The sequence below is a fragment of the Lentzea sp. NPDC036949 genome, assembly GCF_055608075.1.
Map to the genome: position 1 here is coordinate 314,557 of NZ_JBVJRA010000007.1, position 13,224 is coordinate 327,780.

General features: G+C 69.7%; 11 protein-coding genes and 1 pseudogene. 6 read left to right on the forward strand and 6 right to left on the reverse strand.

All coding sequences use genetic code 11. The annotated features are described in order from the left end of the window. Positions 1–14: 14 nt before the first annotated feature. The 3 genes from ACZ7CD_RS21795 to ACZ7CD_RS21805 are packed head-to-tail and all read right to left on the reverse strand — an operon-like array spanning position 15 to position 4,757. Positions 15–2,747, reverse strand: coding sequence for an AMP-binding protein (locus tag ACZ7CD_RS21795; protein WP_470379578.1), 2,733 nt, complete (start codon positions 2,745–2,747; stop codon positions 15–17). After that, positions 2,734–3,912, reverse strand: a complete 1,179-nt coding sequence (locus tag ACZ7CD_RS21800) for a hypothetical protein (protein WP_458431102.1) — start codon at positions 3,910–3,912, stop codon at positions 2,734–2,736. The genes ACZ7CD_RS21795 and ACZ7CD_RS21800 overlap by 14 nt, the downstream gene beginning before the upstream one ends. Continuing rightward, entirely contained in the window at positions 3,882–4,757 is an 876-nt protein-coding gene (locus tag ACZ7CD_RS21805) for an AurF N-oxygenase family protein (protein ID WP_360391856.1), read from the reverse strand. Before ACZ7CD_RS21805 ends, ACZ7CD_RS21800 begins: the two co-directional genes overlap by 31 nt. On the opposite strand from ACZ7CD_RS21805, the gene ACZ7CD_RS21810 reads away from it, so the two are divergent. The 6 genes and pseudogenes from ACZ7CD_RS21810 (at position 4,731) to ACZ7CD_RS21835 (ending at position 10,908) form a co-directional block, all read left to right on the forward strand. Further along, positions 4,731–4,982, forward strand: coding sequence for a hypothetical protein (locus tag ACZ7CD_RS21810; protein ID WP_360391853.1), 252 nt, complete (start codon positions 4,731–4,733; stop codon positions 4,980–4,982). The two genes, ACZ7CD_RS21805 and ACZ7CD_RS21810, sit on opposite strands and share 27 nt — an antisense overlap. 263 nt (positions 4,983–5,245) lie before the next feature. Then, positions 5,246–5,554 (forward strand): hypothetical protein, encoded by a 309-nt coding sequence (locus ACZ7CD_RS21815; protein WP_360391850.1) that lies wholly within the window; start codon positions 5,246–5,248, stop codon positions 5,552–5,554. A 22-nt stretch (positions 5,555–5,576) separates the two neighbouring features. Further along, positions 5,577–6,266 (forward strand): SDR family NAD(P)-dependent oxidoreductase, encoded by a 690-nt coding sequence (locus tag ACZ7CD_RS21820; protein WP_360391848.1) that lies wholly within the window; start codon positions 5,577–5,579, stop codon positions 6,264–6,266. 1 nt (position 6,267) lies between these two features. After that, entirely contained in the window at positions 6,268–7,641 is a 1,374-nt protein-coding gene (locus ACZ7CD_RS21825) for an ANL family adenylate-forming protein (protein ID WP_458431105.1), read from the forward strand. Positions 7,642–7,711: 70 nt separating this feature from the next. Further along, positions 7,712–9,403: pseudogene (gene cmlS / locus ACZ7CD_RS21830) on the forward strand (chloramphenicol-biosynthetic FADH2-dependent halogenase CmlS); the annotation flags it as partial. Between the two features lie 653 nt (positions 9,404–10,056). Then, the gene (locus tag ACZ7CD_RS21835; RefSeq protein ID WP_360391840.1) at positions 10,057–10,908 is read left to right on the forward strand and encodes a hypothetical protein; all 852 of its coding nucleotides are present in this window, start codon (positions 10,057–10,059) and stop codon (positions 10,906–10,908) included. A gap of 222 nt (positions 10,909–11,130) precedes the next feature. Here the strand turns inward: ACZ7CD_RS21835 and ACZ7CD_RS21840 are convergent, their stop codons facing one another. The 3 genes from ACZ7CD_RS21840 to ACZ7CD_RS21850 are packed head-to-tail and all read right to left on the reverse strand — an operon-like array spanning position 11,131 to position 13,192. Further along, positions 11,131–11,613, reverse strand: coding sequence for a hypothetical protein (locus ACZ7CD_RS21840; protein WP_470379579.1), 483 nt, complete (start codon positions 11,611–11,613; stop codon positions 11,131–11,133). After that, complete coding sequence (locus ACZ7CD_RS21845; protein WP_470379580.1) at positions 11,610–12,890, reverse strand: WXG100 family type VII secretion target; 1,281 nt, start codon at positions 12,888–12,890, stop codon at positions 11,610–11,612. Before ACZ7CD_RS21845 ends, ACZ7CD_RS21840 begins: the two co-directional genes overlap by 4 nt. Beyond that, positions 12,887–13,192, reverse strand: a complete 306-nt coding sequence (locus tag ACZ7CD_RS21850) for a type VII secretion target (protein ID WP_360391832.1) — start codon at positions 13,190–13,192, stop codon at positions 12,887–12,889. Before ACZ7CD_RS21850 ends, ACZ7CD_RS21845 begins: the two co-directional genes overlap by 4 nt. Between the last annotated feature and the right edge of the window lie 32 nt (positions 13,193–13,224).

Genomic DNA, 13,224 nt, shown 5'->3' on the forward strand with positions numbered 1-13,224 from the left:
TCGTGCGTCGGGGGTCAGGCGCTCACGACGGACGTGCCCGGCAGCAGGGCCAGCAGGTCCGCGAGCACGTCGCGGTCGGTCTCGTGGCGCGCTTCCCGCCAGCCCCGTCCTCCCAGTGCCGACTGCGTCGCGGCGAGCACCCTCGGGTCTGCCGCTCCGCCGGCCCTGGCAAGGTCGAACCAGCCGCCGACGTCGACGACGTCGGACTCGGTCAGCCCGGTGACCGCCAGCAGGTCCGCCAGGCCGTAGGTGCGGTGCACGACGACCTGGGAACGCGCGGGTGCGCCCTGCACGCCGGCCAGCAGCGCGTCGACCAGCAGACCGACGTCGCAGACGGGCACGTACCCGTCGAGCCGGGGCAGGGCGCGCAGGCGGACCGAGAGGTCGAGCAGGGACGAGAACCAGTCGTCCCGCAGGAACGCCCTGTCCGTCTCGCCGTGGCCGTAGACCAGACCTGCCCGATAGCTGGCGCCCGCGCACCCGACGGCGGCCAACGCGTCCACATAGGACTCGCAGATGAGCTTGGAACGCGAGTACGGCTCGCCCACCGCCGTGAGCGCCTGGGCGGACAAGGTGCCGAACCGCTCTCCCGCGGACGCCGCGGAGAGGAACGCGAACGACTGAGCGCCCCACGCGGCGGCGGCGCGCACGACGAGAGCGGTGGTGCGCACGCTGCCGGACATGTGCCGGTCCAGCGGCAGCAGGTGGTTGACGTCGTAACCGCAGTGCACGACCGCCTCGACCGCCGGCCCGGTGCCCTGCGCCAGGTGGCGTTCCAGCTCCGGGTAGCCGATGACCTCCACGGCGCCGAGTCCGGCCTCCGGCCGGCCGAACCTGGCGGCGTGGCCCGCCTTGAGCCGCTGCGCGCTGCTGGTGCTGACCACCAGCACGCGGTGACCGTCGTCGAGCAACCGTTCCAGCACGTGCCCGCCGATGAACCCGGACGCACCGGTCAGCAGCACCGGGCCCGGACCGGTGGGCGCGCCGCGCCGCAGCTCTGGCAGCTCCGCGCGCAGGGCCGCGAGCTCGGTCTCCGCCTGCCGGAAGGCCAGCTCCGCCGGGGAGAGGTCGCGCACGACCTCCTCGCCGCGCACGTGCCGCAGGAAGTCCGCGGCCACGAAGTCGTACTCCATGGCCTCGAACGCCGCCTCCACCGCCTGCTGGCCGAACAGCTCGGCCAGCTTGACCTGGATGCGCATCATCGCGAGCGAGCTGCCGCCCGCGTCGAAGATCGACACGTCCGCACCGACCTCCTGGCCGAGCACCGCGGCAACCACGTCGAGCACCTGGCCCAGTTCCTCACCGCGGGCGCCGCCGGGCGCGGTCGTGGGTTCGGCCAGCAGCTCACCCAGCGCGTTCTTGTCCAGCTTCCCGCTGGTCGCCAACGGGAACTCGGGAACGACGGCGACCCGGTCCGGCACCTCCCAGGCCGGGAGCAGCTGCCGCAGCCGGACCATCAGCGCGTCCTCGCCGTCCGGCGCCTCCGTCGTGGCGAGCACGAGCTCGTCGTCCAGCTGCACCATGGCGACCTGCACTCCGAGGTGCGCGCTCAGCGCGAACTCCACGTGCGCCAGGTTGACCCGGTGCCCCAGCCGTTTGACCTGCTCGTCGACGCGGCCCATGTAGGTCAGGCCACCCCGGTCCAGCGCGACCCGGTCGCCGGTCCGGTAGGCGCGGCTGCCCCGCACCTCGCCGAACCTCTCCCGCTCGCGCGGGTCCCCGCCCACGTAGCCCAGCGCCACCCCGTCACCGACGATCACGAGCTCGCCGATGCCCGACTCGGTCAACCGGCCGGTGTCGAGGTCGCGCACCAGTGCGGAGAACCCGTCGATGGGCGTGCCGATCGTGGTGGCGAACTCGGTCAGCTCGGCGACCGAGAAGCACACGGTTCCCTCGGTCGGGCCGTAGGCGTTGAACACGCGGCTGTGGCGCGCGGCCGTGTCGAACTCCGCCTTGCCCAGCGCCTCACCCGCGAACTGCACCTTGCGGACGTTGCGCTGAGCCCGTTCGCCGAGCCGGGCGTACACCGACGGCGGCACCATGATCAGGTCACCGCCGTGCTCCGCCAGGTGCTGCGACAGCGCGCCGAGCCACGACTGCACGCCGCGGGCGGGCACGACGACGGTCGCACCCGCGTGCAGCGGCACGACGATCTCGGTGATCGAGGCGTCGAAGGACAGCGAGGCGAACTGCACGACCTCCTGCCCGGGACCGATGTCCAGCAGGCGGGTCAGCGACCGGCAGAGGTTCAGCAGGCCGCCGTGCCCCACGTCGACGAGCTTGGGCGTGCCGGTCGAACCGGAGGTGAAGATCGAGTAGGCGACCGCGCTGTCACCGGCGTCCGGCACGCCGGCCGCCGAGGCGGTGAGCGGCACGGTGCGGGTGTCGAGGGCGGGCACACCCGCCGCCGCGGCTTTCGCCAGCGAGTCGTCGTCGAAGCAGACGGCAAGACCGGGGTCGGCGACGCGCGCCGACTCCACGAACCTCGCCGTGGGCAACGCGGGGTTGGCCGGGGTGTGCACGGCGTGGCTGCGCAGTGCCGCGAGCGCCCACAGCACGGACTCGGCGGAGTGCTCGCCCACCACCAGCACCCGGCGGCCGGGCGGGCACTCGTGTCCGATCCGCGCGGCCAGTGCGCCGGTGATCCGGTCCAGCTCCGAGTAGGTCCACTCGCGACCGGCACAGCGCAACGCCACCCGGTCGGCGTGGCGCGCGAACGCACCGCTCAGCAGGTCAGGCAGTCGCACGGAGGGCTCCAATTCGCTGTTCGAGTTCGGAGAGGACGACCGCGACGGTGTCCTCGCCGATGAACCGGCTCTTGTACTGCAGCTTCATCAGCGGCGGTCCGGGGAAGGAGCGGTCGGCGAGGAACTTCAGGTCCTCGAAGACGCGGTCGCTGCGCACCCGCACCCAGTCCCAGTCGCGCGGCTCTGGACGCATGAAGGTGGTGTCCGAGACGACGATCCGCGGCATCCGGCCCCGGCTGAACGCGGTGGCGAACGCGGTGAGGTCGGACATCGTGTAGCGGCCCAGCCCCTCCAGCCGCGCCCTGGTGGCGGCGAAGTGCTCCGGCGTGTACTCGCCTGCGCGTTCCCGGTGCACGACCAGCGGCCGGATCTCCACGAAGTAGCCGCCCCTGCGGGCGAAGTCCCAGCGGGAGAACGGGTACTGCAGCACGAGTCCTCCGCCGACCACCCGCAGCACGGTGGCGGTCACCGCGGCCAGCAGGTCGTCGAACGAGAGGCCGGGGCGCAGGGGCAGCCAGCGCTCGGAGCTGCCGGAGATCGTGGGCACACCGGGTCGGCCGGGTGTCGGCAGCGCTCCGAGCTCCCGCTGCACCACCTCAGGGTCGGCGGCCGGCAGCGCGGCGAAGCGGGCGAGCATTCCCGAGTGGTCCCGGTAGCGCGACCCCGGCCGCTTCACCGGCTCACCGCGCAGGTGTGCGCGCAGCTGTCCGAGCAACACCACGACGTCGGCGAGGTCGACGACCATGTGGTTGAACTTCGCGAACACCAGGTGCCGGCCGTCGTCGTGGGGCCAGAAGGCGACGTGGACGGCTTCGTCCAGGCCCAGCGGCCGGGTGTTGTGGTAGGCGGTGGTCACCTCGGCCAGGTCGTCCGGGCTGCCCGTCACGCGGGTGTCGTGGACGACGCAGGTGGCTTTGACCTCGTGCTCGGGAACGCCGATGAGGTTGCCCAGCGCGGCGGTGACACCCAGCTCCCGCAGGAAGTCCTCCGTGTCGCGCGGGTCGGTGGCGAGCACGCCCAACGCGGCCGCGCACGGGTTGACGTCGCAGTCGAGGCCGAGGTCGCGCAGGAAGCTGAACAGGTCGCGGACGGCGACCGCGTCCTCGCGCAGGACCGGTGTCGTGGCCACCGCGGTCAGCCCTGCTTCGCCGCGGTCGTGCCCCACGCGAACTCCACCTGGTCCAGGACGTCCATCTCGGACAGCAGCGCGTGCACACCGGAGTGGTCCTGCACCAGGTGCGTGCCGCCCTGCTCCTCGCGGATCTCGGCGGCGGCCTTCTCCCAGCCGGGCAGCCCCTCGAAGTCCGCGATGGTCTCCCAGGTGGTGAAGTCGGGAGCGACGAACGCGGCGAGGCCCGCGACCACCTTGTCCAGCACGAACCGCTTCTGGTGCGCGGGCAGGACGTCGTGGACCTGCTTGAGGATCTCCCCGGAGATCGAGGCGTGGCAGTACTCGTCCCGGTTGTGCAGGCGCACGGTGGTGGAGTTGACGACCTGGATGTCCTCGTCGTTCGCGAGCAGGTCCAGGTAGGCGTTGATGGAGATCTCCGCGACGGTCGCGAACGCGAGCGTGGTGAGGCTGCGCTCCCAGCGTTCCGCGCAGCGGTCCACGTGCTCGTCGTGGATGGTGGTGATCAGCGAGTCCGGCAGAACGCGGTCGGAGAACTCGTAGCGGCGCATCCGGCGGGTGGTCGCACTGCCGTTCATGTGCATGAGCGTGTGGTACTGCTCGTCGACCATCGCCTGCGCGATGGCGAGCTCGAGCTCCTGGCCGCCGGCGCCGGGGTACTCACCGGACGCGACGAGCTGGAAGCCCGGGTTCGCGATGCCCTGCTCGATGAGGACCGTGTTGCGGTTGTAGGCGATCCAGCCCCAGCTGGTCATGCGCGACCGTTGCGCGTCGGACCACCGCTCCCACACCGGGTGGGCGCTGAACGGCACCATGTCCACCCGGAAGTCCGGGCGGTCGGGGTCGAACAACGCGTGGACGTCCGGTTCCGCGCGCTTCACCGCCGCGCGCCGGTGCCAATTTCCAACCAACCTGGAAATCACCGCGCTTTCAGCGGAATCAGTCCGGTCGAACGCGGGCAGACCGGCGATTTCGGTCAGCCCTCCGCCTTCGGCATCGGGATCGGCCTGACTGCCCATGGCACACCTCTCTCGCTGTCGAATATCGCAGTGGATTTCCTGCCGCCGAGTTTGTCGAGCGCCCCGAACGGTGACAAGTGGTGTTGAGCGCCGCGCGGACACGTGCGACTGCGGCAGTGCCGCACTCGCACACCGGTGGTGCGTTCAACCTCCGCAAAAGTCGCCGGAGTCGCTTCCGAAGGCTGATATCCGCTGCTAGCGTCCGAAACCGGCAGGCACCCGACGCGGTGCCGCACCCATCCGGCGGCCGGCCCCCCAATCGGACAGCCCGTGCGGCGGAGGGCCTCCAGACGAGATCGTGAATCCGGCGCAATTCGACGCGCCTGGAGAACCGGTAAGAGGAGAGCACGGTGGACGATCGCATCCTGCAGATCATTGTTTCCGCAATCGAGGAGCTGAACGAAACGCGGGAGGAAAAGATACCGACCGACAATGTGCTCGACCTGCGGCTCTACGGCGGTGACTCAGGGGTGTTCGAGTCCATGCACCTGGTCGGTTTTCTCGCGCTCGTCGAGGAGAAGCTCGAGGACGAGTTCGACGTGGAGGTGGCACTCGCCTCCGAGAAGGCGGTGTCGCAACGGGTCAGCCCGTTCAGCAGCGTCCGGCGGCTCGTCGGCTTCGCCGAGGAGGAACTGCGGCTGGTCGCGGCACCGCGGTGAGGCGGGCCGAACCGTGAAGGTCATGATCACCGGTACCCGGACCGGCATCGGCAAGGCGCTGGCCGAGCACCTGCTGGCGGCCGGCCACGAGGTCGTGGGGTGCAGCCGCAAACCGGGCGGCATCGAGCACGAGCGCTACGACCACCACCAGGTCGACCTGACCGACACCACCGCGGTCAAGGCGCTCTTCCGCGAGCTGCGACGCACCCACGGCCACCTCGACGCCCTGATCAACAACGCCGGCACGTCGGTCATGAACCACTTCATGCTGACGCCGGAGCAGACCACGCGCCGGTTGTTCGACCTGAACTTCTTCGCGGTGCTGAGCTGCTGCCGCGAGGCCGTGAAGCTGCTGCGCCGCTCGGAGCAGCCCAGCACCTCGATCGTCGCGTTGTCCACGGTCGCGGTGCCGTGGGCCATCGACGGGCAGCTCGCCTACTCGGCGAGCAAAGCCGCTGTCGAGCAGCTCGTGCGGGTGATGAGCAAGGAACTGGCAGAGCACGGTGTGCGGGTCAACGGACTCGGCGTGCCGCCGGTGAGCACCACGCTCACGCGCACCGTGCCGCGCGAGCGCATCGACGGACTCGTCGGCAGGCAGGCGATCAAGCGGATGTGCACCACCGCCGACCTGTGCGGGCCGGTGGAGTTCCTGATCGGTTCCCAGTCCGCGTTCGTGACCGGCGAAACGATCTTCCTGGGAGGAGTGAACTGACGTGCGGGAAGCATTTCTGGAGCGAATGGCCGGTTTCGGCGAGCGCACCGCGTTGTGGGTGGACGGTGTCCCGCACAGCTACGCCGCCCTGCTGGACCGGATCGGCGAGATCCGCCGCCTGCTCGCCGAGGCGGGCGCCCGCGCGCACGACGCCGTTGTCCTGGAAGGGGATTTCTCCCCCAACGCGGTCGCGGCGCTGTTCGCGCTCTACCTCGACCGCAACACCGTCGTCCCGATGGTCGGCAGCACACCGGTCACCGCGGACACCGTGCGGGAGACGTGCGCGCCCCGCTTCACCCTCCGCACCGCCGACGCGGTCGAGGTCGTGCCGATGTCCGCCGCGGGTGCGCCGTCGCCCGCCTTCAGCGAGCTGGCCGGGAGGGGCGCCGCCGGACTGGTGCTGCTGAGCAGCGGCAGCACCGGCACCCCGAAGGCGATCCTGCACGACCTGGACGCGCTGGTGGAGCAGAAGCTCGCCAAACGCCCCCGCGGTTCCGTCTCGCTCAACATCCTGATGGTGCTGATGTTCGACCACATCGGCGGCATCAACTCGTTGCTGAGCACCATGCTGGTGGGCGGCGCGGCGGTCCTGCCCGCCAAGCGCACGCCCGACGAGATCTGCGGGCTGATCGAGCAGCACCGCATCCGCGTGCTGCCGGCCAGCCCGACGTTCCTCAACCTGATCATGGTCGGCGGCCACCTCGAACGGCACGACGTCAGCAGCCTCCGGCTGATCACCTACGGCACCGAGCCGATGTCGGCCGAGCTGCTCGCCCGCGTCGGCGCGGCGTTCCCCGGCGTGCGGCTGGTGCAGACCTTCGGCACCAGCGAGACCGGCATCGCCGCGACCACGAGCGAGTCGTCCAGCAGCACCTACTTCAAGATCGCGGACGACAGCACCCGCTACCGCGTGGTCGACGGCGAGCTGCAGCTCAAGAGCAGCACGCAGTTCCTCGGCTACCTCAACCACCCGGCCGACGCGGTGACCGAGGACGGCTGGTTCCGCACCGGTGACCTGGTCGAGGAGAACGGCGACGGCTACCTGCGGGTCAAGGGCCGCGCCACCGAGGTCATCAACGTCGGCGGCGAGAAGCTGCTCCCGCTCGAGCTGGAGTCGGTGCTGCTGACCAGCCCGCTCGTCGAGGACTGCGTGGTCTACGGCAGGCCGAACGCCATCACCGGCCAGGCGGTGTGCGTCGACGTCAAACCGGTGGGCAGCCTGACCAGGGCGGAGGCCAGGGCCCACGTGCGGGAGTTCCTGACCGGCCGGGTCGAACCGTTCAAGATCCCGTCCAAGGTGACGGTGATCGACGACATCGGCATGTCCGACCGGCTCAAGAAGGTGCGGCTGCGCCCGCACAGCGACCAGGACTGACCATCAGGCGGACCATCCGCCTGATGACACCACGAAAACCCTTAGGGGGAGCGGAATGGCACGGTCGAAAGTAGCTGTCGTCGGCGGCGGGCCCGCGGGCTGCGTTGCCGCGTTGACGCTGCACAAGCTCGGGCACGACGTGGAGGTCTTCGAACGGGAGACGTTCCCGAGGTACCGCATCGGTGAGTCGTTGCTGCCGGGGACCATGTCGATCCTCAACCGGCTGGGGCTGCAGGACCGGATCGACGCCGCCGGCTTCGTCAAGAAGCCGTCGGCGACCTTCCTGTGGGGACAGGACCAGGCGCCCTGGACCTTCTCCTTCGCCGCGCCGAAGATCAACCCGTGGGTGTTCGACCACGCGGTGCAGGTCAAGCGCGAGGAGTTCGACCAGATGCTGATGGACGAGGCCAGGTCGCGGGGCATCCCCGTGCACGAGGCCACGACCGTCACCGGTGTCGACGTGTCCGCAGCCGACTCCGTGACGTTGTCGCTGCGGCGCGCCGACGAGCGGTGGGACGTGACGGCGGACTACGTGATCGACGCCGGGGGCTCCGGCGGCCCGCTCAGCCGCAAGCTCAGCGTGCGCCGCTACGACGAGTTCTACCGGAACTTCGCGGTCTGGTCGTACTTCAAGCTGCCCGACCCGTTCACCGGCGACCTCGCGGGCACCACGTACTCGATCACGTTCGAGGACGGCTGGGTGTGGATGATCCCGATGAAGGGGGGCCTCTACAGCGTCGGCCTGGTGGTGGACCGCTCGCGTGCGGCCGAGGTGAGGGAGATGGGCGCGGAGGCGTTCTACCGCGCCACCCTGCCGAAGGCCAAGCGCGCCATGGAGATCCTCGGCGACGCCGAGATGGTCGACGAGGTGCGGATCGTGCAGGACTGGTCCTACGACGCTGACCACTTCTCGGCCGGCCGCTACTTCCTCTGCGGTGACGCGGCCTGCTTCACGGACCCGCTGTTCTCCCAGGGCGTCCACCTGGCCTCGCAGTCGGCGGTCAGCGCCGCCGCGGCGATCGACCGGATGACCGCGAACCCGGGCGAGTCCGAGGCCGTGCACGCCTGGTACAACCGCTCGTACCGGGACGCCTACGAGGGCTACCACCAGTTCCTCGCGTCGTTCTACACCTTCGCCTCGCTCACCGAGCCCGAGTCGGAGTTCTGGCGGCAGCGCCGCATCACCGAGTCCGACGACGACCGGCTGGTGCGCCGGCAGTGGTTCGACCGGCTGTCCGACGGTGACGAGAGCGCGGCGGTGGCGGACTTCCACGACCGCGCCGCGACGATGATCCACATCGGCAAGCACCAGCGCCAGGAGCTCTCGGACGAGTTCTCCGAAGCCGAGCTGGACGCCGCCAGGGTCCGCTGGATCAGTGGCCTGACCCAGCGGCTCAACAGCATCAGCAAGCTCGTCTGGACCGGCAGCAAGGTGCTGCTGAAGCCGCACTACAAGGTCGAACCGCTGAGCATGCGGCTGGAGCCGGTGCACGTGCTGGCCAACGACGCCGACGAGGACCTCACCCAGTACGTGATGGGCGAGGCGGAACGGCAGGTGTTCCAGGAGCTCGCCGAGGAGAACTTCGGCTACCGGGCGCTGGTGAAGAAGCTCGGCGCGATCGGCAAGCAGGAGATCAGTGCTCAGCTGGTCACGCGCCTGATGGAGGCGGGCCTGATCACCGGCTTCGACAGCGCGGGGGAGAAGGTCGTCATCCAGGGCCGGCTGCACTTCGGCGGCGTGGGCGTCGAGTACGAGGTCTGACGCGAGGTCCAGGTACCCCCGGTGGAGACCCCACCGGGGGACTGGCGTGTTCCCGGCAATCTTGTTCAACGTCGTGTTGATTTGCTCCGGGACGAGTGTTACGGGAGTCCCACCTGCGGTTCTGATCACGCACGGTCAACGCGCACGAGTCGCGTGGCTGATGCTTAGCGGAAATAAACTTTGACAGAACCGCGGTGTGCTCAGAGTTATTCCATGATCTCGCAGCTTGCGCTGTATGTGAGCGCTCCCACGAGCGTGGGAAAACTGCCGCTTCGCAGGTGGGGGCACTGTTCGACGTGCTGGTCCGATCGGGCGACGAGGTGGATAACCAGCTGGAAACCTGGTTTGTTAAGAAGAAACGAGCTGGACAGCTGGGGGCTGACTGGGGCTGTGCTGCGCGTGACCACAACGAGCCTGAGCGGCTTCCATCACTTTTGTCGCCCAGACCCGCGGCACGGGGTCGGCGATCCACCACACCGGAGTTCTTCATGTCAGGAAAAGCGGCGTCGCACCAACAGGCATCAACGTCCGAAGTAGACATCGACACAGTGCTGCCCGGCGACTCGCCCAGATCCAGGACAGACCCGGAACACGTCCGGATCCTGGTCGAGTGCGACACGGACCTGCCTCCGATCCTGGTGCACCGCCCGACCATGCGCGTCATCGACGGAGCGCACCGCGTGGAGGCGGCCCGTGCCCGCGGCCAGCGCACTATCGCCGTGCAGTGGTTCGACGGCGGCGAGCGCGACGCGTTCCTGCACGCCGTCAAGCTCAACGTCACCCACGGTCTCCCATTGACCAGGGACGACCGCAAACGCGCCGTGATACGCATCCTGAACACGCACCCCGACCTCTCCGACCGCGCCATCGCACTCGCCGCCGGCCTGGGCGCCAAGAGCGTGGCCGCCCTGCGCCGCGAGACCGTCCCCCGGACCATGGACGTGCGCACCGGCCGTGACGGCCGAGCCCGCCCCATGACCACGGCCTCCGGCCGGACCGCCGCGGCCCAGGTGATCCGCGACCACCCGACCGCGTCGTTGCGCGAAATCGCCCGCCAGTCGGGCATCTCCGTGGGAACGGCTCGCGACGTCCGGCAAAGGCTCGCCGAAGGCCGTGATCCGGTACCCGAACGCGAGCGCCTGACAGCGGCCACCTCGGGCCTGACGAACCACCTGTCGGTGCTGGACGTGCTCTGCAACGACCCGTCGTTCCGGCTCAACGAGGTCGGCAGGCAGATCCTGCAACAGCTGCACACCCAGCTGCGCCGCATCGAGGACTGGCGCGACCTGGCACCCGGAATCCCGCCACACGGCCGCAGCGCCGTGGCCCAGATCCTCGCGAGCTGCGCGGAAGACCTCCGCCGCACCGCCGACACCCTGCGCACCTTCGACCACCGCGACAGCCCTCCGCGCACCACCGAGTGCCACGCGATGGTGCCGATGGCACGCAGCAAGCCGCGGCACAACCCGCTGTCGTCCAGGAGCAAGCACTCCGCACTCTTCTGACCGTCGCGGTCCGGCCGGCCGGGTTCCGCAAGACCGCGGCGGGGTCCTGCCGGCCGTCCTCGCGGTCGACAGGATGAAGGCCACCTCCGCCAACGGTCGCCACCACCGCCTTTGCTGCGCTCGCCCACAGTCGTCCTGACCGCAGAACCGTGGTCCTGGTCACCGACGCTTGGCAGCCGGCACCGGCGACCGTTGGAACGTCAACGGTGCGTGCGGTGGGCATCAGGTCCCGGTGGCGACAAGCACGAGCGCACGGTCGTCCGGCACGAGGTAGGCCTTGGCGAACCACTTGTCGGCGGTGAAAGCCTGGTCGAGCCGATCACTGGTGAGGAAGCTGCCACTGGGCAGCTCACCGCGCAGGCCATCGACGACGTCCGGCGCCTTGCCGGCAGGCTCGGGGCTGTACGCGGACCTCAGTTCGTCGATCTTGCTCTCCGGCAGCGTGATCACGGCGTCGATCCAGTAGGTCGACGGGCCGGGTGCGCGGTCGGAGCCGAGGGTGCCCGACATCCAGCGGGCCTGCTCCGGGGAGCCCAGTGCCGCGAACCGCTTGGTGAGCGGCTCGAGGTCGGTTCGCAGTTCGCCGGTGCCGGACTTGCCGGCGGCGTCGGTGGTGCGCACGTTCGTTCCTCCGTTCCACAACGACTGACAGCCCGCGGTCAGCACCGCGCACAGCAGCACGGCGGTCAAGCTGGTGAACCTCACCGGCGCTCCCTGGGGTTGTCCGGGGTCGGTCCCCGGTCGCGGCCCGACCCGCGTGGCTCACGATCCTCGCCAGGCTCTCCGGTCGGTCCACCGGGTGGGTGACCGGCCTCCCAGGTGACGGTCCTGGTGATCGTGCCGTGCGTGTCGAACGGCTTGGCCCAGCCGATCTCGGTGAAGCGGCCGTTCTCGTTGTCGCCGGCACCGGTGGCGATGTCGGCCTGGTCGCGGTTGAAGTTGTACCGGTCCTCGGCTTTGACGGTGATCTCCATGGTGACCTTGTTGCCCTCCACCCGGACGTTGGAGTGGCTCCACACCTGGTAGCCGCCGACCGCCTTCTGCCAGTTCTCCGTCGTCGGATAGGGCTGGGCGACCGAGGCCTGCCCTGTCATCGGGAAGCTGGTGTTGCCACTGCGGATGAGTTCTTCGGCCGCCGCGGCGGCACGGGTGATCTCGGAGTCGACGCCCTGGCGGATGCCCGAGTCGTCGCGGTACGCCTTCTCGTAGTCGAACTCCTTGGGCTCACCGGTGTTCTTCCAGTAGTGCTCGTACATCTCGGTGCCGTCGGGCATCATGCCGAGCGCCTGGGCACCGCGGAGCTTGGCGAGCCACTTCGCCTTGTCCAGGTGGTCACCAACCGTGGACTCCTTCGAGTCGTAGACGAAGTCCTCGTCGAACTTGATGTCCGGACGGTCGGGTGGACCGATCCGGTAGCGGCCGTCCTGCGTCTTGTTGCTGACGTCCGCCTCGGCGAGGCTCGTCGCACCGCCGTCGGAGATCTGCGCCTGCTCCGCCTTGGTGAGCGCGCTGTTGAGCACCTCGTCGACCTCGTGGGCCGCCCGCAGGATCCTGCCGACGGCCTCGGTGAGCTCCGCACGGAGACGGGCCCGTTGCTGCACGCTTTCCGGCGTGTCCCGCGCGTCCGGCGGACGTTCGTCGACGACGTCACCCTGAGCGCTGATGGTGAACTGGTTGGACGCCGCGGCGGAGTCGGTGTTGTCGACCTCGTGGCGGAGTGCTGCGAGGGCGTCAGCCGAGTCGTGCAGGGCTCGCAACACCGTGCCTGCCTCGGCGACGACGTGTTCCGCGCGGTCGACGAGGGTGGCGAGCTTGGTCTGGGCCGCGGTTGCCGCGTCGCCGTGCCAATGAACAGGGCCGAACGCGAGGTTGAGCTCGTCCTGCAAGCCGATGACCTTGTCTTTGCGCGCCTTGACGGTGGCGGCCGCGCTGTCGAGCACACCCGAGTTCCAGGTGCGCACGTCGTGGTAGGTGAGGGTCATTTGAACAACCAGCCCAGGATCGAGAGGTCGTCCTCCGCGGCGTTCTCGTCTTTCTCGTATCGATCTGCGGCGGCACGGACGTCCGCGGCGAAGGCCGTGATCTCGCCCGACCACGCGGCAAGCCTCGTGTCCCAAGCCTTGGCCAGGTTGGGTGCGGTGGCCGCGGACCGCGAGCCCCGCATGCCCGCCGGAATCTCGGCCGGCCCCTCGCCCAGCCTGATCTGCTTCGCCTGCTCGCCGGCGCTGACCGCGGACTCCGCGGCTTTGCGCAGTGTGGCGATGTCCACCTCGTATCCGCCCATGGCTGCCTCCTCCGAACGCACCATAGCGTTTG